A 21,026-nucleotide genomic window follows, 5' to 3' on the forward strand; every position below is an offset into this window, starting at 1 on the left:
GGTTAGGGTAACCTTCACAACCCCCTCACCTCTTCGAAGGATCGCCGTGCCCGCCACCCGCACCCCTCTCCGCCGCACTGCCGTTGCCTCGCTCGGCCTCGCCGCGCTGCTGCTCACCGCCTGCTCGGGAGGAGCCGATGCCGGCTCCGTGGGCACGTCCGAGAGCAGCGCCGCCGTCAGCGGCGAGGGCCTCCCCGTCACCGTCGACCACGCCTTCGGCAGCACCACCGTCGAGTCGGCCGACCGCGTCGTCGCGACGAGCTGGACGAACCAGGACGTCGCGCTCGCGCTGGGAGTGACCCCGGTCGGCTTCACGCGCGCGTCCTACGGCGATGAGGACGGTGACGGCCTGCTCGCGTGGACGAAGCAGGCGCTCGACGAGTCCGGCGCCGCGACTCCGACCCTGTTCGACGAGACGGACGGCGTGCCCTTCGAGTCGATCTCGGACCTTCGCCCGACCGTGATCCTCTCGGCCTACTCCGGCATCACCCGGCAGGACTACGACACCCTCAGCCAGATCGCCCCCACCGTCGCATATCCGGGCCTGGCCTGGGGCACCACCTGGCAGGACTCCGCGAAGCTCGACGGCGCCGCTCTCGGGCTCGAGGACGAGGCCGTCGCGAAGGTCGGCGAGGTGGAGAGCGCGATCACGCAGACCACCGCGTCGTATCCGCAGCTCGCGGGCACCACATTCCTCTACGGCTGGTACGACCCGACCGACGCGAGCACCTTCACCTACTACACACCGAACGACGCGCGAGTGACGTTCGTCGAGGACCTCGGGCTCGATGTCGCCCCCAGCGTCACCGAGCTCTCCGGCGACTCCGAGGCGTTCAGCGGCACCATCAGCTCCGAGAACGCCGACCAGCTCGACGCCGACGTGCTCGTCGTCTACGGCGACGACACCACCCTCGCCGCCCTGCAGGCCGACCCGCTGCTCTCGAAGATCCCCGCCGTCGCGCGCGGCTCCGTCTACGTGCTGAAGGACGGCTCCTCCGCCGCGATGGCCACCTCCTCGCCCAACCTGCTCAGCATCCCGTGGGTGCTCGAGGAGTACACCGCCGGCCTCGCCGCGGCCGCCGACAAGGTGTCGTGACCCGCACCGCACCATCCCGGGAGCTGCTGATCGCGCTCGCGGTGATAGGCCTCGCCGTCGCGTCGGTCCTCTCGCTCGTGTACGGCTCGCGTGAGATCCCGCTGGCCGAGGTCTGGCCGGCGCTGACCTCGCCCGATCCGGAGTCGATCGTCGACGCGGCGGTGCAGGGGCGGGTGCCGCGGACGATCCTCGCGATCCTGGTCGGCGCAGCTCTCGGGCTCGCGGGCGCCGTGATGCAGGGCCTCACCCGCAATCCGCTGGCCGACCCGGGCATCCTGGGCCTGAACTCCGGCGCCTCGCTCGCGGTGGTCCTGGGGATCGCCGGGGTCGGCGCGACGAGCCTGCCGCAGTTCATCTGGCTCGCGTTCCTCGGGGCGGCGGCCGCCGGAGCGTTCGTCTACGCGGTCGCCTCGCTCGGCCGCGAGGGCGCCACTGCGCTCAAGCTCGCCCTCGCCGGAGCCGCGACCGCCGCCGCGCTCACCTCGCTGATCAGCGCCGTCCTGCTCACGCAGGAGACGACGCTGAACCGTTTCCGCTTCTGGCAGGTCGGCGGAGTCGGCGGCGCCGAGACCGCGAGCATCCTGCAGGTCCTGCCGTTCCTGGCGGTCGGAGCCGTGCTGGCCCTGTCGAGCGCGCGGGGGCTCGACGCGCTGGCGCTCGGCGACGACCTGGCGACCGGCCTCGGCCGGCGCGTCGGGCGCATCCGCCTGGTCGCGGGGCTGGCCGCGGTGCTGCTGTGCGGAGCCGCGACCGCGATTGCCGGCCCGATCGGCTTCGTCGGCCTGGTCGTCCCGCACCTCGCCCGCCGCGTCACCGGCCCGGCGCACGCCTGGCTGCTGCCCTCCTCCGCTCTGCTCGGCGCCCTGCTGCTGCTCGTCGCCGACGTGGTCGGGCGTGTGATCGCCCGGCCGAGCGACGTCGAGGTCGGCATCGTCACCGCGCTGATCGGCGCCCCGGTGCTGATCGCGATCGTGCGTCGCTCAAGGGTGCGGGCGCTGTGAGCGTAGTCGCGATCGCTGCCGGCCGCAGTGTGCGCCACCGACGCACGCTGCTCGGCTGCGCGGTCCTCCTCGTGCTCGCGCTGGCGCTCGTCGTCGTCTCGCTCACGGTCGGCAGCACCGTCTACTCGGTGCCGCAGGTCGTTCGCGTGATCCTCGGGGAGACGGTGCCGGGTGCTTCCTTCACCGTCGGCACGCTGCGGCTGCCGCGCACGATCACCGCAGTCCTGGTGGGTGTCGGCTTCGGGATGGGGGGTGTGATCTTCCAGACGATGCTGCGCAACGCCCTCGCCAGCCCCGACATCATCGGCATCACCTCGGGCGCGAGCGCCGCGGCCGTGGTGGCGATCGCCTTTTTCGGGCTCTCCGGAGGCGCGGTCTCGGTGCTCGCGGTCGCGGCCGGGCTCGCGACGGCGCTGCTCATCGCGGGGCTGGCGGAGGGCGGCGGAGTGATCGGGGCGCGGCTGATCCTGATCGGCATCGGCGTCGCGGCGATGTTCCAGAGCGTGATCGCCTACGTGCAGACCCGCGCCGACGTCGAGGACGTCCAGGAGTCGCTGCGCTGGTTGACCGGCAGCCTGAACTCCGCGGCATGGCCGTCCGTCCCCCCTCTCGCGCTGGCGATGCTCGTGCTGGTGCCGCTGGCGCTGCTGCTCTCGGGGCGGCTCGGCGTGTTGCAGCTCGGCGACGAGTCGGCGACCGCGCTGGGGCTCGACGTGCGGCGCAGCCGGCTGGCTCTGCTCGCGGTCGGCGTGGGGCTCGTGGCCGTCGCAACCGCCGCCACCGGTCCGATCGCGTTCGTCGCGTTCGTCTCGGGGCCGATCGCGCGGCGGATCCTGCCGAGCGCGCGCACGCTGCTGATCCCCTCCGCCCTCGTCGGCGTGGTCGTGGTGCTCGCCGCCGATCTGCTCGCCCAGTACGTCGTCGGCGCGCTGTTCTCGGGCGCGCGCTTCCCCGTCGGAGTCGTCACCGGCGCGCTCGGCGCGCCCTTCCTGCTCTGGCTCCTCGCCCGCCGTAACCGCTCAGGAGGCTCCCTGTGACCCGTGCCCCGCACACCCTCGCCGCCGACGCGGTCACCCTCGCCTACGACGAGCGCGTGGTGGTGGACGGGCTCTCGCTCACCGTGCCGCCCGGTGAGATCACGGTGATCGTCGGCGCGAACGCCTGCGGCAAGTCGACGCTGCTGCGCGCGATGGCCCGGCTGATCACTCCGCGCTCCGGGAGCGTCCTGCTCGACGGCCACGCCATCCACCGGCTCCCGACCCGGCAGGTCGCGCAGCAGGTGGGGTTGCTGCCGCAGACCCCGATCGCTCCGGAGGGAATCGCCGTCTCGGACCTGGTGGCCCGCGGCCGCTACCCGCACCGGGGGCTGTTCGGCCGCGGCTCCGGATCGGATGACGACGCGATCGTCGAGGAGGCGCTGCGCGACACCGGCACGCTCGAACTCGCCGACCGCCCCGTGGATGAGCTCTCGGGCGGGCAGAGGCAGCGGGTGTGGATCGCGATGGCCCTCGCCCAGCGGACCGACGTGCTCCTCCTGGACGAGCCGACGACCTACCTCGACGTGTCGCACCAGGTCGAGGTGCTCGACCTGCTCACCGACCTCAACCGCTCGCGCGGCACGACGATCGTGATCGTGCTGCACGACCTCAACCTCGCCGCCCGCTACGCTGACCACCTCGTCGCCGTGCGCGACGGCGCCCTCTATGCCTCGGGCACGCCCGCCGAGGTGGTGACGCCGGAGACGGTGCGCGCGGTCTTCGGGATGGAGTCGCGCGTCATCGAGGACCCGGTCTCGCGGACGCCGCTGGTGCTGCCGATCGGGCGCCACCACTCGGGGTGAGGAGGGAGAGCCAGGGCGGGGGCAGAGGTGATGATGAACGCCCGCTCGGAGCGGTCGATCCGCCGGGCGATCGAGGCCGTCACGGCGGCGGTGGCGGAGGCGCGGGTGCAACCTCGGGATCTTCGGCTCCGCCGATCCGCTCTCGATCGACGACGACGAGTGGCGCCGCTACTTCGAGGTCACTGTGCTCGCCGGTCCGACGCACACCGGCGGCGTGGAGGACTTCCTTGACGAGCTGGTCGACCGCGAGCTGCCGTGGGAGCAGGCGCAGCGCGAGTTCATGCGCGTGCACCGGCCGCAGTCGCTCCTCAAGCGCCTGATCGAGCCGGAGGAGATCGCCCACATGGTGGCGTACCTCGCCTCGCTACTCGCCTCGGCCACCACGGGCGCCGCCGTGCGTGTCGACCGCGGGTACATCGACTCGATCGTCCCGTAGCCACGCAGGATTTCTTGCCGAGACACCGCTCGAGCGGCGTGAGGCACCGCCGACGGAGCGGTATCACAGTGCAGGCGGCGCTGCGGTCGAGCCGCCCGCGCGCCAGGGGCCGCCGATGCGCTCCTGAAGCAGCGGTGCGTCGGGGTCGGCCAGCCGGGCGAGCAGCGCCTCCACTCCGCGGCGGCCGAGTTCGTGGCCGGGCGCGACGAGCAGGTCGAGCGCCGGGTCGGCCAGGTCGGCGACGTCGGGATCGGAGGCGAGCAGCACGATCGAGAGGTCCGTGGGGACGCGCACACCGCGATGCCGCAGCTCGTGCGCGAAGCCCACGGCGGCGCCTCCGTTCACGATCACGGCGGCGGTCGCGGTGGCGGTGATGGAGTCGTGGTCGAACGAGCGGGCCAGCGCGCGGCCGCCGGCGGGCGACTCCTCGCAGCGCAGCAGCACGCCGTCGATCCCGCGCGCCGCGCAGGCCAGTGAGAACGCCTCCTGCGCCCGCACATACGGCCCGAAGTCGGCCGCCAGGTCGCGGTCCGGGCCCAGCACGAGCGCCACCCGCGCGTGCCCGAGCCCGGCGAGGCGGCCGAGCGCCTCCGCGACCATCCCCTCGACGTCGATGTCGACCCAGTCGAGGGCCGACGGATCGCGGGTGCGCCCGATCAGGGCGAAGGGCGTCCCGGAGTCGCGCAGGATCGGCACGCGCTCGTCCTCGGTGGTGACCTGCATCAGCACCACTCCGTCGATCAGCCCGTCGGCGCGCAGGTCGGCCAGGCGCTCGGATCCGCCGACCGTCGGCCAGAGGACGATCGAGTAGTCCTGCTCAGCCGCGGCCTCGGCGGCCCCGAGCAGGAACGAGGTGGCGGTGGTGAGCGGTCGGCTCGGGGCCAGCGGAGAGACGACCGCGATGATCCCGGAGCGGCGGCGCGCGAGGGCGCGGGCCAGGGCGTGCGGGCGAAAGCCGAGCTCGCGCATCGCGGCGCGCACTCGCTCACGGGTCTCGGGCGAGACGGGCTTGGTGTCGTTGACCACGAACGAGACCGTGGCGATCGACACGCCGGCCAGGCGCGCGACGTCCCTCATCGTGGCCACCGCGTCTCCTCCGCTCGCGCCGCCCGGCTGGAGTTGACGCGGGGCGAACGCCTCCCGCATCGTAGGAGACGCAGCCGGTAAAGCGGTTAACCCCCGTCGTCGAAGAAGGAACACCGTGACCACACCCTCCTCCCCCGTCCGCGTTCTCGTCTGGGGCGAGAACCGCCACGAGCAGATCGAGGAGAAGGTCCGCGCGATCTACCCCGACGGCATGCACAGCACCATCGCCGACGGCATTCGCGAGAACCTCGGCGAGCGCGCCTCCGTCTCGACCACCACGCTCGACGAGCCCGAGCACGGCCTCACCGAGGAGGTGCTCGACGCCACCGACGTCCTCGTCTGGTGGGGCCACATGGCGCACGGCGACGTCTCGGACGAGACCGTCGCCCGCGTGCAGCGCCACGTCCTCTCGGGCATGGGTCTCGTCGTCCTGCACTCCGGACACTGGTCGAAGATCTTCGGCACGCTGATGGGCACCACCTGCACGCTGCGCTGGCGCTCGGAGCAGGACCGCGAACTGGTCTGGACCGTCGACCCGACGCACCCCATTGCGCAGGGGATCCCGCACCCGTTCGTGATCCCGCAGCAGGAGATGTACGGCGAGTTCTTCGACGTGCCGGTGCCCGACGAACTCGTGTTCCTCTCGACCTTCACGGGCGGCGAGGTCTTCCGCTCCGGGATGACCTGGAAGCGCGGCCACGGGCGCATCTTCTTCTTCTCCCCCGGCGACCAGGATTACCCCGTGTACCACCAGGCCGAGGTGCGCCGGGTGATCGCGAACGGCGTCGAGTGGGCGCGCTCTTCGCGTCCCGAGCGCCGCCTTCCGGTGCTGCAGCGCTACGAGACCGAGGACTTCGACAACGGCGAGGACTACGAGGGGGCGCTGGTTCGATGACTCTCCGCCTCGTCCAGGTCGGCGCCGGCGCGATGGGCCGCGCCTGGATCCGCACCATCCGCGACTCCCCCGACGCCGAGCTGATCGGCCTGGTCGACCTCGACGTGACCCTCGCCACGACCGCAGCGGAGGAGGAGGGGGTCGGCCCGGTCGCGGTCGGCACCTCCGTCGCCGAGGTCGCCGCGCGCACCGGCGCCGACGCCGTGGTCAACGTGACCGTGCCGCGCGCGCACCTGCCGGTGAGCTCGGAGGCGCTGTTCGCCGGGCTGCCCGTGCTCTCCGAGAAGCCGATCGCGCCGACCATCGCCGAGGCGCTGGTGCTCGCGGCGACGGCCGAGGCGTCGGGGCGGCTGCTGATGACCAGCCAGTCGCGTCGCTACTCCGCCGCGATCGCCGCCTTCCGCGAGCAGATCGCCGGGCTCGGGCAGCTCGGCACTGCCTCCGTGCACTTCGCGAAGGCGCCCCGCTTCGGCGGCTTCCGCGACGAGATGGACCATGTGCTGCTGGTCGACATGGCGATCCACGCGTTCGACGCGGCGCGGTACCTGCTCGACAACGACCCGGTCGCGGTCTACTGCGAGGAGTACAACCCGCACTGGAGCTGGTACGCCGACGGAGCCGCGGCGAGCGCGGTGTTCGAATTCGCCGGCGGCGTGCGTTTCAACTACACCGGCAGCTGGTGCGCCGACGGACTTGAGACGTCGTGGAACGGCGACTGGCGCGTGAACGGCGTCGGCGGCACGGCGCACTGGGACGGCGACGGCGCTCCGGAATGGCAGTCGCGCGAGTCGGAGGCGGTGCAGGTCGCGTCGCTCGAGCCCGTGCCCGTGCCCGAGGAGATCGCCGGCTCGCTCGCCGAGTTCGTGCGAGTGCTGGGCTCCGGGGCGGTGCCCTCGGGCGAGGTGCACGCGAATGTGCGGAGCCTCGCGATGGTGGAGGCGGCCGTCCGCTCCTCCGAGACGGGCGCTCGGGTGCGGATCGACGAGGTCCTGGAAGAGGGTTATACCGAGGCGCTGACGCTGGCGAGTGACGAGCGCGTGCGCGCGGTCCTCGCCGCCTGGGGCTCGGCGGCGGCGGGCCTCTCGCGCTGACGGCCGCCGACGGCCCGGGAACGTGGTCCGCCGGGCCGTCGGGGTTTTCTCGACGGGGTCAGCTGCCGGTGGGGGCGTCCTCGGTGTCGGGTGTGGTGCTCTCCGAGGGAGCCGAGGGCGCGGAGGGTGCCGAGGGCGTGAGGCCGTCAGCCGGAGCCGGCGGAGCGGGGGGTCCGGCGGGACCGCACTCGCCGGGGGCGGGTGGGGTCGGCGCCGTGCCGTCAACGGCAGCGGGCGGCGTGGGCAGGGCACCGTCGGCCGGAGGCGCAGGCGGCGCAGGCGCGTCAGCCGGAGGCGCAGGCGCGTCAGCCGGAGGCGTCGGGGCCGAGCCGTCCGCGGGCGGCGTCGGCAGCGCCGCGGCACCGGGTCCGGCAGGGCCGCACTGGCCAAGCTCCGGCAGTCCAGGCCCGGGCAGGCCAGGCTCCGGCAGGCCAGGCTCCGGCAGGCCAGGCGCCGTGCCCTCAGCAGGAGCGGCGGTCGGCGGGCTCGACGGCGGCGCGGCGAAAGCCGCGGTCGAGCCGAACGCGACGAGTCCGAGGGCGCCGGCGGCGATGATGCCGATGCCCAGCGCGCGCTTCTTGGTACGGCGCGGCCCGAAGCTCGAGCCCTTCTCGGCGGGGGTGGTCGACTCAGTCATGGCTGTCTCCTCGCTCCGGCCCGGTGCCGACCCCGTTCGGGATCGGTTGCGGCCGGTTCCTTGTCAGACTCGAAGGCGAATCTGAAGCAGCACTGAAGAACAGGCCCTCCACAGCACACGCCTGGTGCGCCCCGATCCGCTGCCCCTAGGTTCGAGCGCATGTCCTCCTCCGCCCGCGTGCTCCTCATCGAGGACGACGACGCCATCCGCTCCTCCGTCGAGGCCGCGCTGCGGAGCGAGCGCTTCGCGGTCCGCGGACTCGTCTCCGGAGAGGACCTCGCCCGCGAGTTGACCACCTTCGCTCCCGACCTGGTGATCCTCGACTGGATGCTCCCCGGCCCGAGCGGCATCGCGCTCGCCGAGCGGATCCGACGCAGCAGCGACGCGGCCGTGATCATGCTCACCGCCCGCGACGCCGTCGACGACCGTCTTCGCGGCTTCGACGAGGGCGTGGACGATTACGTCGTGAAGCCGTTCGTGCTCGCCGAGCTCGTCAAACGGGTGAGCGCCGTGCTCCGCCGTCGAGGCCGCATCCCCTCCGTCATCGAGATCGGCGATCTCGTCGTGGATCCGGAGTCGGGTCGCGCCCGCCGAGGCGGCGTCACCCTCGACCTCACCGCCACCGAGTTCCGACTGCTCGCCTTCCTCGCCGGTAACCGCGGCCGCACCCTCACCAAGACGCAGATCCTCACGCAGGTGTGGGGGTACGACCACGTCGATCCGAACCTCGTCGAGGTGCATCTCAGCTCGCTGCGCAAGAAGATGGAGGCGCACGGCGACCGGCTCGTGCACACCGTTCGCGGCCTCGGCTACCGGGTGGAAGCGTGAGCCGCGCCGAGCCAGGCTCCCTGCGCACGGGCTCACTCCGCCTGCGTACCGTGCTGGCCGTGCTCGCTCTGCTGGCCGTGCTGCTGCTGGCGCTCTCAGCGACCGTGCAGGCTGTGCTCGGCGAGCGCCTGCGCGACCAGATCGAGGAGCGGCTGCAGGACCGTGCCTCCGCCGCGGCTGCGCTGGTCGGCTCGATCCCCGACGATACGCTCGCCTCCCGGCTCTCGGCGCAGGGCGTCTCGGTGCGGATCACGAGCCCCGAGGGCGAGGACGTCGTCGCCGGCCCCAGCCCGGAGGAGCTGCGGCTCCGCCCCGGCGCCGCCGATCCGCTCGTCGAGCCGCCCTCGCCGCCCGGCCCGGGCTCCCCCTCCGACACCGCACGCCCGCGAGCCGCCGCCGTCACCGTCGTCTCCAGCAGCGTGAGCGCCGACGACGAGCTGATCACCCTCGAGTCGACCCTCAGCGACGGCACGCGCCTCGCGCTCACCAGCGAGGCCGGCTCGGTGGGCAGCACCCTTGCGCAGCTGAACGGGATTTTGCTGGCCGCGTCGGCCGTGTTCCTGGTGCTCGCCGCACTCGCGCTGATCGTCGTCGTTCGCGCGACCCTCCGCCCCCTCGAAAGGATGACCGAGGTGGCCCGTGACATCGCGCACGGCGACCGCGGGCGGCGCCTGCGCCCCTCCCGGCCGCGCACCGAGCTAGGCCGCACCGCGACTGCGTTCGACGAGATGCTGGACGATCTCGAACAGGCCGAGCGCAGTGCCCTCGCCGCCGAAGCGACGGCTCGTGAAGCCGAGCAGCGGATGCGCGCCTTCGTCTCGGATGCCGCGCACGAGCTGCGGACGCCGGTCACCGGCATCCAGGCCGCGGCCGACGCGCTCGTGCGGGCCGACGGCGGGGAGCAGGAGCGCGAGCGCCTGTCGGTGCACGTCGTACGGGAGTCGCTGCGCGCGGGCCGCCTGATCCAGGACATGCTGCTGATGGCGCGGCTCGACGAGGGCCTGGCCGTCAAGGCGCGGCCGCTGGACCCCGCCGGCGTCGCCGAGGCCGCGATCGAGCTCCAGGAGCTGCGCCGCCCGGACCTCGCGATCGAGCTGCACCGGCCCGCCGAACTGCCGCTGGTCAGCGCCGACGCCGACCGGCTCGGTCAAGTGCTCGGGAACCTCCTCGAGAACGGCGCCCGCTTCGCCCGCGCCCGGATCGACGTGGCCGTCGAGGCCGCGCCCGACTCCGTCTCGATCACCGTCGACGACGACGGCCCCGGCATCGCCGAAGCCGACCGCGAGCGCGTCTTCGACCGCCTCGTCCGCCTCGACGACGCCCGTAACCGGGCCGACGGCGGCTCGGGCCTGGGCCTGCCGATCGCGCGCGGGCTGGCTCGGGCGCTCGGCGGCGACCTCGTGGCGCAGGCGGGTCCGGTGGGCGCGCGCTTCCGCGTGACGCTCCCGCGCGCGTGAGAGGCTCTGCCGCCACCACGCCACTGATGCCCGTATTCGTCGAGCAGGCCGCGACGATCTCGGTCGCGACGCAGGACCAGCTCGAGGAGGCATTCGTCGGCGGAGGCAGTACAGCGATATAGCGGTACAGCGGTATAGCGGTACAGGTTTGTCAACCTCGGTGCTCGAGACCTCCGCGTACCGCAATGGCTTCCCAGTGCGCGAGCAGGGCTACGGCGTCGCGCTCGACGTCATCCTGCTGGTCTCCCTCGCCCTCACCTAGCTGCAGTGGCGCACGCGCCGCACGCGCAGCCTCGTCGACGAGGAGCCCGCTGTCCTCCTCCACCATCACCTCCCTCCACCTCCCTCCACCGCGATCGCCGCGGCTACCGCCCGCAAGACCCCGCGCCAGCGCCCGCCCCGCCGCAACGGCATCCGCTGAGCGCGGCCGGGCACATCGTCGCCGATCCGGGCGGCGTCGAACTCGATGACAGGGGGTCGGTAGAGCTGGCTCGCTCGGTCTCGTCGTTCCGAGGTCGAGCGCCCACTAGTAGCCCGGCGCCGCCTGCAGTCCTGCGGGACCTGCGACGCGGCGGCACCGTCCATCACTCGCGGCCGGACCGCGCGGCTCCACGGGTCAGAACGGCGCCGCGGCGTCGACGAAGCTCGGTTTTGGCGGTGGCGAGCGCAGTACGGACAGGAGTGGTGCGGACGCGTGCGGTGGGGACGCGCGCGGTGGGAACAGTCCTGCGCGGCCGGGAAGCGCCGACGGGTGATCGGTGATCCGGCGGCCGGTGGGGGTTGTCCAGTCGGCGGTGCCGTCGGGATGGAGGACGTAGGTCCAGCGGTCCCCGTGGCGGACGTGGTGGTGGGCGACGCAGAGCGAGGCCAGGTTGCTGAGAGCGGTCTCACCTCCGTTGCGCCACTCGACGGTGTGGTCGGCCTCGGCGGTCGAGGCCGGGCGGGTGCAGCCGGGGAACCGGCAGGTCTGGTCCCGCAACTGAAGGTGGAGGCGCATCCGCGGGGTCGGGAGACGATGGGTCCTGCCGACCGAGGTGACCGCGCCCGTGTCCGGATCGGTCAAGACCCGGGTGAATGAGGCGCCGTGGCGCACGAGTTCCCGCGCGACATCGGCAGGAACGAGTCCGAACCCGTCGAGGTCGGCGGGCGCGTCGTCGAGCCCGACCGCGGTGCTCGCGGCCAGAGTGACGCGCACCTCCGCCCGCACTCCGCTCACGAACGCAGAAGCTCCGCCCTCGCCTTCGCCGCCCGGTCCGGTCGCGGTGACCTCACCATCGGTGAGCAGATCGGCCAGCGCATCGGCCCGCAGCTGCGCGAGCGTGCGGCCATCACTGCGAGAGCCGTCACCCCGAGAGCCGTCACCCGCGGAGCCGTCACCCCGAGAGCCGTCACCGATGGAGCCGTCCCCGCGAAAGCCATCCTTGGCGGACGCGCCGGACGTGGACGCTGCGCCGGCGCCCGGACCGAACCCGGACGCACCCACGTGTGCGACCGCGCTGTCGCGGAGCGAGCGGGCGATTCGGTCGAGCCGGTTGTAGGCGCCGATCGCGACGGGGGCGGGCAGCAGAGCGGAGAGTGTGGCCATCCCGTCGATGTCGGCGCCGACCCACACGCTGCGGTCCTCTCGGGCGCGAGCATGGCGCTCGATGAAGGGCTCCTCGTGCAGCTCGTCGCGCAGCCGCGCCACGGTCCGGCGGAGCTGGGTGGGCGTCTGAGTGGTCGCCGCCGCGGCCGCTCGCTCGTCGAGTGCAGCGCGGGAGACGGAGGGCAGGATCGCGGCGGCGGCGCAGATCACCTCGCCTGCCTCCCAGAGGATCCGAGCCTCCGCCAGTGCGGCGCGGGTGCAGGGGAGGTCGTCGACGAGCAGCTGCGCGTGCTCGAGTCGGCGTGCCGCCGCGCGCTCCGACAGCCCGAGCGCCGTCGCGAGCTCGGCTCGGATTGACCGCTCCGCGAGACCGGCCGCTTCACTGCGGGAGAGACGACTCCCCGCCGCGAACGACTCGGGGACGAGGAGCGACGCTCGGTAGGCAGTGAGGAGCGCAACGGCACTCGCGAGCAGCACGGGAGCCGCCGAGCGGGCGAGCCCCGCCGCGAATTCGGTGAGCCCTCGAACCGCGCCGAGCGTCTTGGTCACCTCGTCCGAATTCGTCATACCTGTAGTGAAGCAGGGACCACCGACATTGAGGCGGCCGGTCCGAGGGGCTTGAGACAACTCTCCCGAGACCGCTCTGTGGAGGAGAGGCACAGCGTCGAATGGGGCTGATCGGCGCTCTCCGGCATCGGCCCGGACGCGAGCACCCGACGCGCGTCGGTTCCCAGCGCATCCTCCGGCGGGTCCCGACCGGCAGGACATCCGATTCGTTGTAAGCAACAACAAAAGGCGCGCGGACCCGGCAGAATGGACGCATGACCTCACGGAGCAACTGGGCCGGCACCTACGAGTACCGCGCCGCCGCCATCATTGAGCCGGAATCCGTCGAGGAGGTGCAGCGTCTCGTCCGCGAGAACGAGCGCGTCCGCGCCCTCGGCAGCCGGCACTCCTTCAACTCCCTGCCCGACACCCCCGGCGCCCTGCTGCACCTGGGGCGCCTCGCCTCCGACCCCGTGATCGACGCCGAGGCGAGCACCGTCACCGTCGGCGGTGCCACCCGCTACGGGGTCGTCGCCGCGCACCTGCACAGCAACGGCTACGCCCTGCACAACATGGGCTCGCTCCCGCATATCTCGGTCGCCGGCGCTATCGCGACCGGCACCCACGGCTCAGGAGACCGCAACGCGAACCTCTCCTCCGCCGTCTCGGCCCTCGAACTCGTCACCGCCGACGGCTCGCTGCGCACGATCCGCCGGGGCGAGCCCGGCTTCGAGGGAGTCGTGGTCGGCCTCGGCGCCTTCGGCATCGTCACCCGGGTGACCCTCGACGTCCAGCCGACCTTCGACGTCCGCCAGGACGCCTTCGTCGACCTGCCCTGGGACCGCGTCCTCGACGACTTCGACGCGATCACCTCCTCCGCCTACAGCGTCAGCCTCATGACGCACTGGTCGTCGCCGACCGTCGAGCAGCTGTGGCTGAAGACCAAGGTGGCCGCAGGATCCGTCGCCGACGTCGACGCGACCCACCTGGGCGCCGTCGCCGCTTCGGCGAGCCTGTTCGCCGTCTCCGAGGGCGTCGACTCCAACCTCAACCCGTTCGGCGGCTCGGTCGGTCCCTGGTCCGAGCGTCTGCCGCACTTCCGCCTCGACCGCGAGCCGAGCGCGGGCGACGAGATCCAGAGCGAGTACATGGTGCCGCGCACGAACATCCGCGAGGCGATCGTGGCGCTGCGCGCGATCGGCGAGCGGATCGACGACGTGCTGCTGATCACGGAGCTGCGCACCATGGCAGGCGACGACCAGTGGCTCTCCCCCGCCGGCGGCCGCGACAGCGTCGGCGTGCACTTCACGTTCGCGAAGGACCGCGCCGGCGTCGACGCCGTCCTCCCCGCCGTCGAGGGGGCGCTGCTGCCGCTCGGCGCCCGCCCGCACTGGGGTAAGCACTTCCTCGCCGCAGCGGATGAGATCGCCCCGCTCTACCCGCGCCTCGACGAGTGGCGCGCCCTCCGCTCCGAATGGGACCCCTCCGGCCGCTTCGCCAGCGACTTCCTCCGCGCCCGCCTGCTCGGCTGAGCCCCGCCCTCCTGAGCCCCCCTTCCGCGAGATGCCACTGAGGTACGCATTACGCCACAGAAGGCGTACCTCAGCGGCATTTCGCGGGGCTCGTCAACGAGGTGGACGGCGGAGGGACGGGTCGTAGCGTGGGGAGCGACGGGAGGAGAGGGCGCTGTGCCCCGCGAGGATCAGATCCCGTCGACCATCGAGCGCCCAGACGAGCACGCGCACGCACAGAAGCTCTGGTCGGCCGCGCACGACTCCGCCGTTGAGAGCTACGGCGAGGGTGAGCGCGCGCACCGCACTGCGTTCGCGGCGCACCAGCACGAGTACGAGAAGGTCGGCGACCACTGGGAGCGCAAGGTCGAGAGCGGCCCCTCCGGCCACGGAGGCGAAACAGCGGGCGGAGTCGACACGAACGCCACCAGGGCGCACCTGCTGGACCTCGCCAAGCGCCTCACCATCTCCGTCCGCCCCCGGATGACCGAGGCCGGGCCCATCGAGGCGCTCCAGCACGAGAACACCCGCCGCACGCTGACCCTCCGCGCCGTCACACCAGCGAGTCGCGGATGGCCGCGAGTCCCAGCTCCAGCTCGGCGAAGGTGGTCGAGAGCGGTGACAGGCCGATCCGGATGCCGTCGGGGCGCCGGAAGTCCGGCACGATCCCCTCGGCCTGCAGGCGCGGCACCAGGGCGGCGAACGACTCGTGCGCGATCGTCACGTGCGAGCCACGCCGGGCAGGGTCGCGCGGAGTCGCCACCCGCACCCCGCGCGGCACCAGCCACGCGTCGGCCAGCTCGAGCATGTACGCCGTCATCGCCTCCGACTTCGCGCGCACCGCGGGCATGCCCACCGACGCGATCAGCGCGATCATGTCCTGCATCGCGAGCATCCCTGTGATCGGCGGCGTCCCGCTGAGGAAGCGGCGCATCCCCTCGGCCGGCCGGTAGCCGGGGCCCATCTCGAACATGTCGGCCACGCCCATCCAGCCCTGCACCGGCTGCGCGAGCGAGCCCTGGTGCCGGGAGGCGACATACGCCCACGCGGGCGCCCCCGGCCCTCCGTTGAGGTACTTGTAGGAGCAGCCGACCGCGAGGTCCGCGCCCCAGACGTCGAGTTCCAGCGGCACCGAGCCGACGGAGTGGGAGGCGTCCCAGAGCACGAGCGCGCCGGCCTCGTGCGCCTGCGCGGTGATCGCCGCGGCGTCGGCGAGGAAGCCCGAGCGGTAGGCGACGTGGCTGAGCAGAACCAGCGCCGTGCGCTCGCCGAGCACGGGGGCGAGGTCGTCAGGGCGGACGCCGTTCTCGGAGTCGGAGGTGATCCAGCGGAGCGTGCTGCCGGTCTCGGCCGCGATGCCCTCGAGCACATAGCGGTCGGTGGGGAAGTTGTCGGTGTCGACGACGATCTCGTCGCGCCCCTGCTCCGCCTGGCGGGCGAGCGCCGCGCGGGCGAGCTTGTAGAGCAGCACCGTCGTGGAGTCGGCGATGATCGTCTGCCCGGCCGCTGCCCCCAACGCCGCCGAGCCCAGTGCGTCGCCGACCTCGAGCGGCATCTCGAGCCAGCCCTCCTCCCAGCCGCGGATGAGGCGGCCGCCCCACTCCTCCTCCGCGAACCGCGCGAGCCGGGCGACGCTCGCGCGCAGGGGCCGGCCGAGCGAATTGCCGTCGAGGTAGGAGCGGACCTCGGGGGTGCGGACGAACAGCTCGGGGCAGTGCGCGAGCGGGTCCTGGGCGTCGAGCGGATGCATGCCCTCACCCTAGGTCGCGGGTGCGCGCGGTAGGCGTGCTCGCCCACGGTCGTCCCCGCTGCCCGAAAGTCGCCCGCCCCTCCCGACGCCGGTCGCCACTGTCCAAGAGTTGTCGCACTCGAGCTCGAGTGCGACAACTTTTGGACAGTGGCGAGGAGAGCTTCGCTGAGGCGAGCACGGACGCGGACAGCGAGGCGAAACGTTACGCGCCAGCTTTGCCCGCGAGTGTTGACGGGTCCGATTCTCTCCACCTAGCGTAGGGCGCAACGTTTCGCCCACCAGGAGGACCCGCATGGCCCCCACCCCGCCGAGCCACCGCGTCCTCGCGAGCGGCAGCCGCATCCCCGTGATCGGCGTCGGCACCTTCGGCTCCGACCGCTACGACGCCGAGACCGTAGGCCTGGCGGTCGAGCACTCCCTCCGCGCCGGTTTCCGCCTGCTCGACTGCGCCACCGTCTACGGCAACGAACCGCGCGTCGGTCAGGCGATCGCCGACTCCGGAGTCGACCGGGACGAACTCTTCGTCATGTCGAAGATCTGGAACGACGCGCACGAGCCCGCGGCGGCCGTCGCCTCCGTCGAGCGCTCGCTCGCCGACCTCCACCTCGACGTCCTCGACGCCGTCTTCGTGCACTGGCCCTTCCCCAACCACCACCCGCCGCGGGCCGAGACCGATGCACGCGATCCGCTCGCCCGCCCCTACGTCCACGAGGCGTTCCTCGAGACGTGGCGCGCGCTCGAGAGCCTGGTCGACCGAGGCCTCGTCCGACACCTCGGCACCTCCAACGTCACGATCCCCAAGCTCGAGCGGATCCTCGCCGACGTCCGCATCGCCCCGCACCTGAACGAGATGGAGCTGCACCCCTGCTTCCAGCAGCCGGAGCTGTTCCGCTACTGCCTCGACCACGGCATCCAGCCGATCGGCTATTCGCCGCTGGGCTCGCCGTCGCGGCCCGAACGCGACCGGATGGAGGACGACATCGTCGACATCGACCACCCCGCGGTGCGGGCGATCGCCGACGAGCGGGGACTACATCCGGCCGTCGTGTGCCTCGCCTGGGCGGTGAACCGCGGCCACATCCCGATTCCCTTCGCGGTCAAACCGGAGCAGATCGAGGCCAACCTGGCCGCCGCCTCCCTGGTGCTCACGCAGCACGAACAGGAGGCGCTGCGCGGCGCCGAGCGCAATAACCGGCTGATCAAGGGCCAGGTCTTCCTCTGGCCAGGCAGCACGGACTGGCTCGACCTGTGGGACGCCGACGGCACGATACCGGGCTGGGGCGGCTACGGCTCGCCCGGTGCCACCCTCTGACGTGGCCGACGACAAAGACCTGCGGCGGCTGATCGGGCTCTCGCTCTCGACGATCTCGAAGCACGACAACAAACTCCCGGTGCGCCCCGAGAACCGAGCGGCGATCGAGGCGGCGGCGGCGGCGGCCGAGCTCGACGTCCGCGCCACCGGGCCCGCGGCCGGCGCTCGCGGCGCTCCCGCACCGTCGGGGTGCTGCTGCCCGCCCGCGTCCCCCACCGCCTGCCCGCCGCCCACCTCCACCACCTCTAGGAGCTCCTCTTGCTGACCACGACCCTCCTCCACCCCGGGATCCTGCACGCCGTCGCCCGCGCCGGCCACGGCTCGCAGATCCTCCTCGCCGACGGCAACTACCCGGCGGGCACGACCCTCGGCGCGAACGCCGAGCTCGTGCACCTCAATCTCCGCCCCGACCTGCTCACGGTCGATCAGGTACTCGAGGCCCTGCTGAGCGCGATCGTCGTGGAGGAGGCGACCGTGATGACCCCCGCGGCCGGCATCGATGTCCCGGCACAGGACGGCTTCCGCCGCGCGCTCGACGGCGTCCCCTTCACCTCGCTCGAACGCCGCGCGTTCTACGCGGCGGCCCGGACGCCGGATGTCGCCCTCACGATCGCGACCGGCGACCGCCGCATCTACGCGAACCTCCTGCTGACGATCGGCGTCCGCCCGGCCGACGTGTCCTGAGCACGGACGGGCTCTCCTCTCGGCTTTCCGGACGGCGGAGGAATCGAGCGCGAGTACCGCGACATGTGCGCAGCCGATTCCCCGGGAGCGCCGCGCTTCCTGAGAGTCCACGAGGCGTTCTCACGGCTGACGTCCCTACTCTGGTCGGCGTGGATCTCGACACCCTCCTCAACATCGGCCTCGTTGTGCTGTTCGTCCTGCTCGGAGGCGTCTTCGCGGGCACCGAGATGGCCATCGTCAGCCTCCGCGAGAGCCAGGTCCGCGCGATCGAGGCCGGCAGCGAGCGCGGGCGGAGGATCGCCGAGCTCGTCCGCAACCCCAACACCTTCCTCTCTGCCGTGCAGATCGGCGTCACACTCGCCGGCTTCTTCTCCTCGGCGTACGGCGCCTCGACCATCGCGCCCGACCTCGTCCCGCCGCTGGAATCACTCGGCCTCTCCGCTGGCGCCGCGTCCACCGTCGCGCTTATCCTGATGACCCTCGTCATCGCCTACCTGTCGCTGGTGCTGGGCGAGCTGGTCCCCAAGCGCCTTGCGATGCAGAAGTCGGTCGCGTTCACCCGCGCTCTCGCCCCTGCGCTGAACACCCTCGCCCGCCTGATGCGCCCCGTCATCTGGCTGCTGTCCGTCTCCACCGACGCCGTCGTCCGCCTGCTCGGGGCGGACCCGCGCGAGAAGGGCGCGAGCGTCTCGGCCGACGAGGTGCGCGACATGATCTCGAGCAACACCGAGATCCACGAGGACAACCGCCGCCTTCTCACCGACATCTTCCGCGCCGACGACCGCCGCGTGGCCGACGTGATGCGCCCCCGCCCGGACGTCGACGTCCTCCGCGGCGGCCTCAGCGTGGCCGAGGGCTACGCTGCGGTCCTTGACCAGCCGCACTCGCGCTACCCGGTCGTCGGCGACGACTTCGACGACGTGCTCGGCTTCGTGCACGTGCGCGACCTGATGTCCGCGTTCCCGGAGGCGGGCCGCGCCGGTACCGCGAGCAGCGTCGCCGAGATCACCCGTCCGATCCTCGCCGTCCCTGGCACCACGAAGGTGCTCTCCGCCCTGCGCACCATGCGCCAGGACGGGCACCAGATCGCCGTCGTGATCGACGAGTACGGCGGAACCGACGGCATCATCACGCTGGAGGACCTGCTCGAGGAGCTCGTCGGCGAGATCTACGACGAGTACGACGGCGCCCGCCAGGCGGTCGACGCGAAGGCCGCCGAGCAGCTGCACGACGTCGACGGCGGGATGATCCTCGAGGACCTCGCGGAACAGTTGGGCATCGAGCTGCCGGAGGGCCCGTACGAGACGGTCGGCGGATTCGTCCTCGACCGGATCGGCCGCGTCGCCGTGGTGGGCGACTCGGTCGTCGTCGGCGACCACCTGCTCCGGGTGGCCGAAACCGACCGCTACCGCATCTCGAGGCTGACGCTGGTGCCGCAGCCGGCGTCGGAGCCGAGCGAGCCGACGACGCCCGCCGTCTGACGCGCGGATCGGCCTGAGCACTCCTGGGGCAGCCGACTGGTGGGGCGACGGCCCGCTCGAGCAATCAGCCCTAGGGCAGTGGACCCTCCACCCAGCGCGTGGCGACGCGACCGCGGGCGCCGGGCCGCGCGATCCACAGGCCGCCGGCGAACGGATGACGCGCCCGCTCGTCCGCCGAGAGGTCGCGCGACGCGGAGGTGACGACCGCCACGTCCAGGTCCTCGCCCGCGAAGGCGATGCTGGAGGAGTGCGGCGCGTCGATCCTGATGCCCTCGCCCTCGACCGGCCGACCGTCTGCCTCGAAAACCCGCACGCCGCTGCCGCCCCAGACCGCCACCCAGACGCGGCCCTCCGCGTCGACAGTCAGCCCGTCGGCGAACACACCCTTTCCCTGTGCGACGAACGGCTCGCGCGCGCCGTGCTCGCCGCCCGCGTAGGAGCGGCGGTGGATGACGCCGGACTCGGTGTCGGCCGAGTACAGCACGGAGCCGTCGGGTGAGAAGCCGAGGCCGTTCGAGAGCCGCAGGTCCTCGTCGAGTACCGTCACGGATCCGTCGTGCTCGATCCGCAGCAGGACGTCGTCGCCGGCCGACTCGCCGAGGGTCAGCGAGCCGACGAGGAGGCGGCCCTGCGGGTCGATCGTGCCGTCGTTGAAGCGGTGCCCCTCGGGCAGCAGCTCGGAGCCGCGAGTGAGCGAGCCGTCGACCTCCAGGATCGCGAGTCGCCGGGTCAGCGCGATGAGCGTCCGCCCGTCGCCCAGCGGCAGTGCGCAGCCGACCTGCTCGCCGACGTCGGTGCGCGAGATAGCTCCGATCCCCTCGGCGGTGACGGGCGCAGAGAGGACGGCACCCGCCTCGATGTCGACCCAGGTGAGGCGGGCGGTGTCCGGATCCCAGATCGGTCCCTCACTGAGGACGTAGGTGGGGGTGCCCGCGGGCGTCGCGTCGATCATGCCTCCACGCTAGGCGGCGACAACGGTGTCTGTAACCGAGGTGGAGAGCACCTCCCGTCCCTTTCCGGCCCGCATCCGGCCCGCCAGCCTCGGTGACGAATACTCAGCCGCTACCGCGAGCGGCGGCGACGAACGCGGAAGGCGAAGACGCTCTTCATGCTGAGCATCGTCGTCTACCCCATGACGAGGAGCATCTCCCGAGGAGCGTCGCACACTGTACTCTTCGCGGTCCTCCACTTCTTCGTGGGAACGAGTACGCGGTCATCCCACTTCCCGGAGCACCCGACCTCTCAGCAACACCATCCCCTCGACGGATCTCATGGGTCTTGCCGCTGTCGGGCACGATGTCGCCGTCGACCCCACACCGAAATCAGGGCCAGAAGGTGAAGCGCCGGCCAGATGGCAAACATTTGCGCAAATCCCGGCACTCGCGCGAGATCCAACGTTTCACTGTCACGAGCATCCAGCCACGTGTATGCGATCACTAAGAGCGTTATTCATAAGCATTTACCAGCCGAGTCGGTAAAGTTCGAGGCGGGTGACGGTGCGAATGAGGTTGGGAAGTTCTGTAAGACGTCCGCGATAGCCGGTCTTGAGGATTTTCCAGTTCTTCCAGTGCGCGATGTGAGGTGCCCCATTCTTTCTGGACCACCGCGGAATTGGTAGGATTACCGCGATGACCGAAAGGAAGGCCCGGGATGTCCAGTTCCCGTGGGAAGTATTCTCCGGAGTTCCGCGCGGAGGCAGTGCGCGAGGTGATTGATAGGTCGCGATCCGTCGCGGACGTCGCTCGAGAGCTCGGACTGGTTCCGCAGACCCTCACTAATTGGGTGGCTGC

The 21,026-nt window shown here is 72.1% G+C and carries 20 protein-coding genes and 1 pseudogene; 16 read left to right on the plus strand and 5 right to left on the minus strand.

What is annotated here, in order from left to right; all coding sequences use genetic code 11:
* Positions 1–46: 46 nt before the first annotated feature.
* The 5 genes from C5D07_RS01510 to C5D07_RS01530 all read left to right on the plus strand — a co-directional run bounded on the left by C5D07_RS01510 (position 47) and on the right by C5D07_RS01530 (position 4,373).
* A complete protein-coding gene (locus C5D07_RS01510; protein ID WP_104258475.1) occupies positions 47–1,096 on the plus strand; it encodes an iron-siderophore ABC transporter substrate-binding protein in 1,050 nt (349 codons plus the stop codon).
* A complete protein-coding gene (locus C5D07_RS01515; RefSeq protein ID WP_249028142.1) occupies positions 1,093–2,097 on the plus strand; it encodes a FecCD family ABC transporter permease in 1,005 nt (334 codons plus the stop codon). The genes C5D07_RS01510 and C5D07_RS01515 overlap by 4 nt, the downstream gene beginning before the upstream one ends.
* The gene (locus tag C5D07_RS01520) at positions 2,094–3,134 is read left to right on the plus strand and encodes a FecCD family ABC transporter permease (protein WP_104258476.1); all 1,041 of its coding nucleotides are present in this window, start codon (positions 2,094–2,096) and stop codon (positions 3,132–3,134) included. Before C5D07_RS01515 ends, C5D07_RS01520 begins: the two co-directional genes overlap by 4 nt.
* The gene (locus tag C5D07_RS01525) at positions 3,131–3,937 is read left to right on the plus strand and encodes an ABC transporter ATP-binding protein (protein ID WP_068255822.1); all 807 of its coding nucleotides are present in this window, start codon (positions 3,131–3,133) and stop codon (positions 3,935–3,937) included. The genes C5D07_RS01520 and C5D07_RS01525 overlap by 4 nt, the downstream gene beginning before the upstream one ends.
* Positions 3,938–4,121: 184 nt before the next feature.
* Positions 4,122–4,373, plus strand: coding sequence for an SDR family oxidoreductase (locus tag C5D07_RS01530; RefSeq protein ID WP_068255823.1), 252 nt, complete (start codon positions 4,122–4,124; stop codon positions 4,371–4,373).
* Positions 4,374–4,436: 63 nt separating this feature from the next.
* Here C5D07_RS01530 and C5D07_RS01535 read toward each other — a convergent pair whose 3' ends face one another.
* Positions 4,437–5,450 (minus strand): LacI family DNA-binding transcriptional regulator, encoded by a 1,014-nt coding sequence (locus C5D07_RS01535; RefSeq protein ID WP_249028143.1) that lies wholly within the window; start codon positions 5,448–5,450, stop codon positions 4,437–4,439.
* A 124-nt stretch (positions 5,451–5,574) separates the two neighbouring features.
* Here C5D07_RS01535 and C5D07_RS01540 point away from each other — a divergent pair, with 124 nt between their 5' ends.
* Both C5D07_RS01540 and C5D07_RS01545 read left to right on the plus strand, forming a co-directional pair.
* Positions 5,575–6,354 (plus strand): ThuA domain-containing protein, encoded by a 780-nt coding sequence (locus C5D07_RS01540; RefSeq protein WP_068255827.1) that lies wholly within the window; start codon positions 5,575–5,577, stop codon positions 6,352–6,354.
* Entirely contained in the window at positions 6,351–7,445 is a 1,095-nt protein-coding gene (locus C5D07_RS01545; RefSeq protein WP_068255829.1) for a Gfo/Idh/MocA family protein, read from the plus strand. The genes C5D07_RS01540 and C5D07_RS01545 overlap by 4 nt, the downstream gene beginning before the upstream one ends.
* Positions 7,446–7,503: 58 nt before the next feature.
* Here the strand turns inward: C5D07_RS01545 and C5D07_RS01550 are convergent, their stop codons facing one another.
* Entirely contained in the window at positions 7,504–8,082 is a 579-nt protein-coding gene (locus tag C5D07_RS01550; RefSeq protein ID WP_104258479.1) for a hypothetical protein, read from the minus strand.
* 159 nt (positions 8,083–8,241) lie between these two features.
* Between C5D07_RS01550 and C5D07_RS01555 the strand changes: the two genes are divergently transcribed.
* Both C5D07_RS01555 and C5D07_RS01560 read left to right on the plus strand, forming a co-directional pair.
* Positions 8,242–8,910 (plus strand): response regulator transcription factor, encoded by a 669-nt coding sequence (locus tag C5D07_RS01555; protein ID WP_068255837.1) that lies wholly within the window; start codon positions 8,242–8,244, stop codon positions 8,908–8,910.
* The gene (locus tag C5D07_RS01560; RefSeq protein WP_068255838.1) at positions 8,907–10,367 is read left to right on the plus strand and encodes a sensor histidine kinase; all 1,461 of its coding nucleotides are present in this window, start codon (positions 8,907–8,909) and stop codon (positions 10,365–10,367) included. Before C5D07_RS01555 ends, C5D07_RS01560 begins: the two co-directional genes overlap by 4 nt.
* 616 nt (positions 10,368–10,983) lie before the next feature.
* On the opposite strand, the gene C5D07_RS01565 is transcribed toward C5D07_RS01560, so the two are convergent.
* Positions 10,984–12,519, minus strand: coding sequence for an HNH endonuclease signature motif containing protein (locus tag C5D07_RS01565; RefSeq protein WP_170063479.1), 1,536 nt, complete (start codon positions 12,517–12,519; stop codon positions 10,984–10,986).
* A gap of 254 nt (positions 12,520–12,773) precedes the next feature.
* Here C5D07_RS01565 and C5D07_RS01570 point away from each other — a divergent pair, with 254 nt between their 5' ends.
* Both C5D07_RS01570 and C5D07_RS16295 read left to right on the plus strand, forming a co-directional pair.
* Positions 12,774–14,030, plus strand: coding sequence for a D-arabinono-1,4-lactone oxidase (locus C5D07_RS01570; protein ID WP_104258481.1), 1,257 nt, complete (start codon positions 12,774–12,776; stop codon positions 14,028–14,030).
* Positions 14,031–14,186: 156 nt separating this feature from the next.
* A pseudogene (locus C5D07_RS16295) lies at positions 14,187–14,315 on the plus strand (ChaB family protein); the annotation flags it as partial.
* A gap of 247 nt (positions 14,316–14,562) precedes the next feature.
* On the opposite strand, the gene C5D07_RS15140 reads toward C5D07_RS16295, so the two are convergent.
* Entirely contained in the window at positions 14,563–15,759 is a 1,197-nt protein-coding gene (locus C5D07_RS15140; protein ID WP_146076813.1) for a kynureninase, read from the minus strand.
* Positions 15,760–16,051: 292 nt separating this feature from the next.
* Between C5D07_RS15140 and C5D07_RS01580 the strand changes: the two genes are divergently transcribed.
* The 4 genes from C5D07_RS01580 to C5D07_RS01595 all read left to right on the plus strand — a co-directional run bounded on the left by C5D07_RS01580 (position 16,052) and on the right by C5D07_RS01595 (position 19,236).
* Positions 16,052–17,071, plus strand: a complete 1,020-nt coding sequence (locus tag C5D07_RS01580; protein WP_104258482.1) for an aldo/keto reductase — start codon at positions 16,052–16,054, stop codon at positions 17,069–17,071.
* The gene (locus C5D07_RS01585) at positions 17,058–17,336 is read left to right on the plus strand and encodes a hypothetical protein (protein ID WP_170063480.1); all 279 of its coding nucleotides are present in this window, start codon (positions 17,058–17,060) and stop codon (positions 17,334–17,336) included. The genes C5D07_RS01580 and C5D07_RS01585 overlap by 14 nt, the downstream gene beginning before the upstream one ends.
* The gene (locus tag C5D07_RS01590) at positions 17,330–17,755 is read left to right on the plus strand and encodes an RbsD/FucU family protein (RefSeq protein WP_068255855.1); all 426 of its coding nucleotides are present in this window, start codon (positions 17,330–17,332) and stop codon (positions 17,753–17,755) included. The genes C5D07_RS01585 and C5D07_RS01590 overlap by 7 nt, the downstream gene beginning before the upstream one ends.
* Positions 17,756–17,904: 149 nt before the next feature.
* A complete protein-coding gene (locus C5D07_RS01595) occupies positions 17,905–19,236 on the plus strand; it encodes a hemolysin family protein (RefSeq protein WP_104258484.1) in 1,332 nt (443 codons plus the stop codon).
* Positions 19,237–19,306: 70 nt separating this feature from the next.
* Here the strand turns inward: C5D07_RS01595 and C5D07_RS01600 are convergent, their stop codons facing one another.
* Complete coding sequence (locus C5D07_RS01600; RefSeq protein ID WP_104258485.1) at positions 19,307–20,188, minus strand: SMP-30/gluconolactonase/LRE family protein; 882 nt, start codon at positions 20,186–20,188, stop codon at positions 19,307–19,309.
* Positions 20,189–20,886: 698 nt separating this feature from the next.
* Between C5D07_RS01600 and C5D07_RS16340 the strand changes: the two genes are divergently transcribed.
* Positions 20,887–21,026, plus strand: a 140-nt coding sequence (locus C5D07_RS16340) for a transposase (protein WP_146079777.1), incomplete at its 3' end; no start/stop codon positions are given.

The sequence above is a fragment of the Rathayibacter tritici genome, from assembly GCF_002932875.1.
GTDB classification, from domain to species: Bacteria; Actinomycetota; Actinomycetes; order Actinomycetales; family Microbacteriaceae; genus Rathayibacter; species Rathayibacter tritici.

What these genes read in the sequence shown, in the direction of transcription:
- C5D07_RS01535 (WP_249028143.1), bottom strand. Translation starts at nt 5,450, where the DNA reads ATGAGGGACGTCGCGCGCCTGGCCGGCGTGTCGATCGCCACGGTCTCG.
- C5D07_RS01545 (WP_068255829.1), top strand. Translation starts at nt 6,351, where the DNA reads ATGACTCTCCGCCTCGTCCAGGTCGGCGCCGGCGCGATGGGCCGCGCC.
- C5D07_RS01550 (WP_104258479.1), bottom strand. Translation starts at nt 8,082, where the DNA reads ATGACTGAGTCGACCACCCCCGCCGAGAAGGGCTCGAGCTTCGGGCCG.
- C5D07_RS01555 (WP_068255837.1), top strand. Translation starts at nt 8,242, where the DNA reads ATGTCCTCCTCCGCCCGCGTGCTCCTCATCGAGGACGACGACGCCATC.
- C5D07_RS01565 (WP_170063479.1), bottom strand. Translation starts at nt 12,519, where the DNA reads ATGACGAATTCGGACGAGGTGACCAAGACGCTCGGCGCGGTTCGAGGG.
- C5D07_RS01570 (WP_104258481.1), top strand. Translation starts at nt 12,774, where the DNA reads ATGACCTCACGGAGCAACTGGGCCGGCACCTACGAGTACCGCGCCGCC.
- C5D07_RS15140 (WP_146076813.1), bottom strand. Translation starts at nt 15,759, where the DNA reads ATGCATCCGCTCGACGCCCAGGACCCGCTCGCGCACTGCCCCGAGCTG.
- C5D07_RS01580 (WP_104258482.1), top strand. Translation starts at nt 16,052, where the DNA reads ATGGCCCCCACCCCGCCGAGCCACCGCGTCCTCGCGAGCGGCAGCCGC.
- C5D07_RS01600 (WP_104258485.1), bottom strand. Translation starts at nt 20,188, where the DNA reads ATGATCGACGCGACGCCCGCGGGCACCCCCACCTACGTCCTCAGTGAG.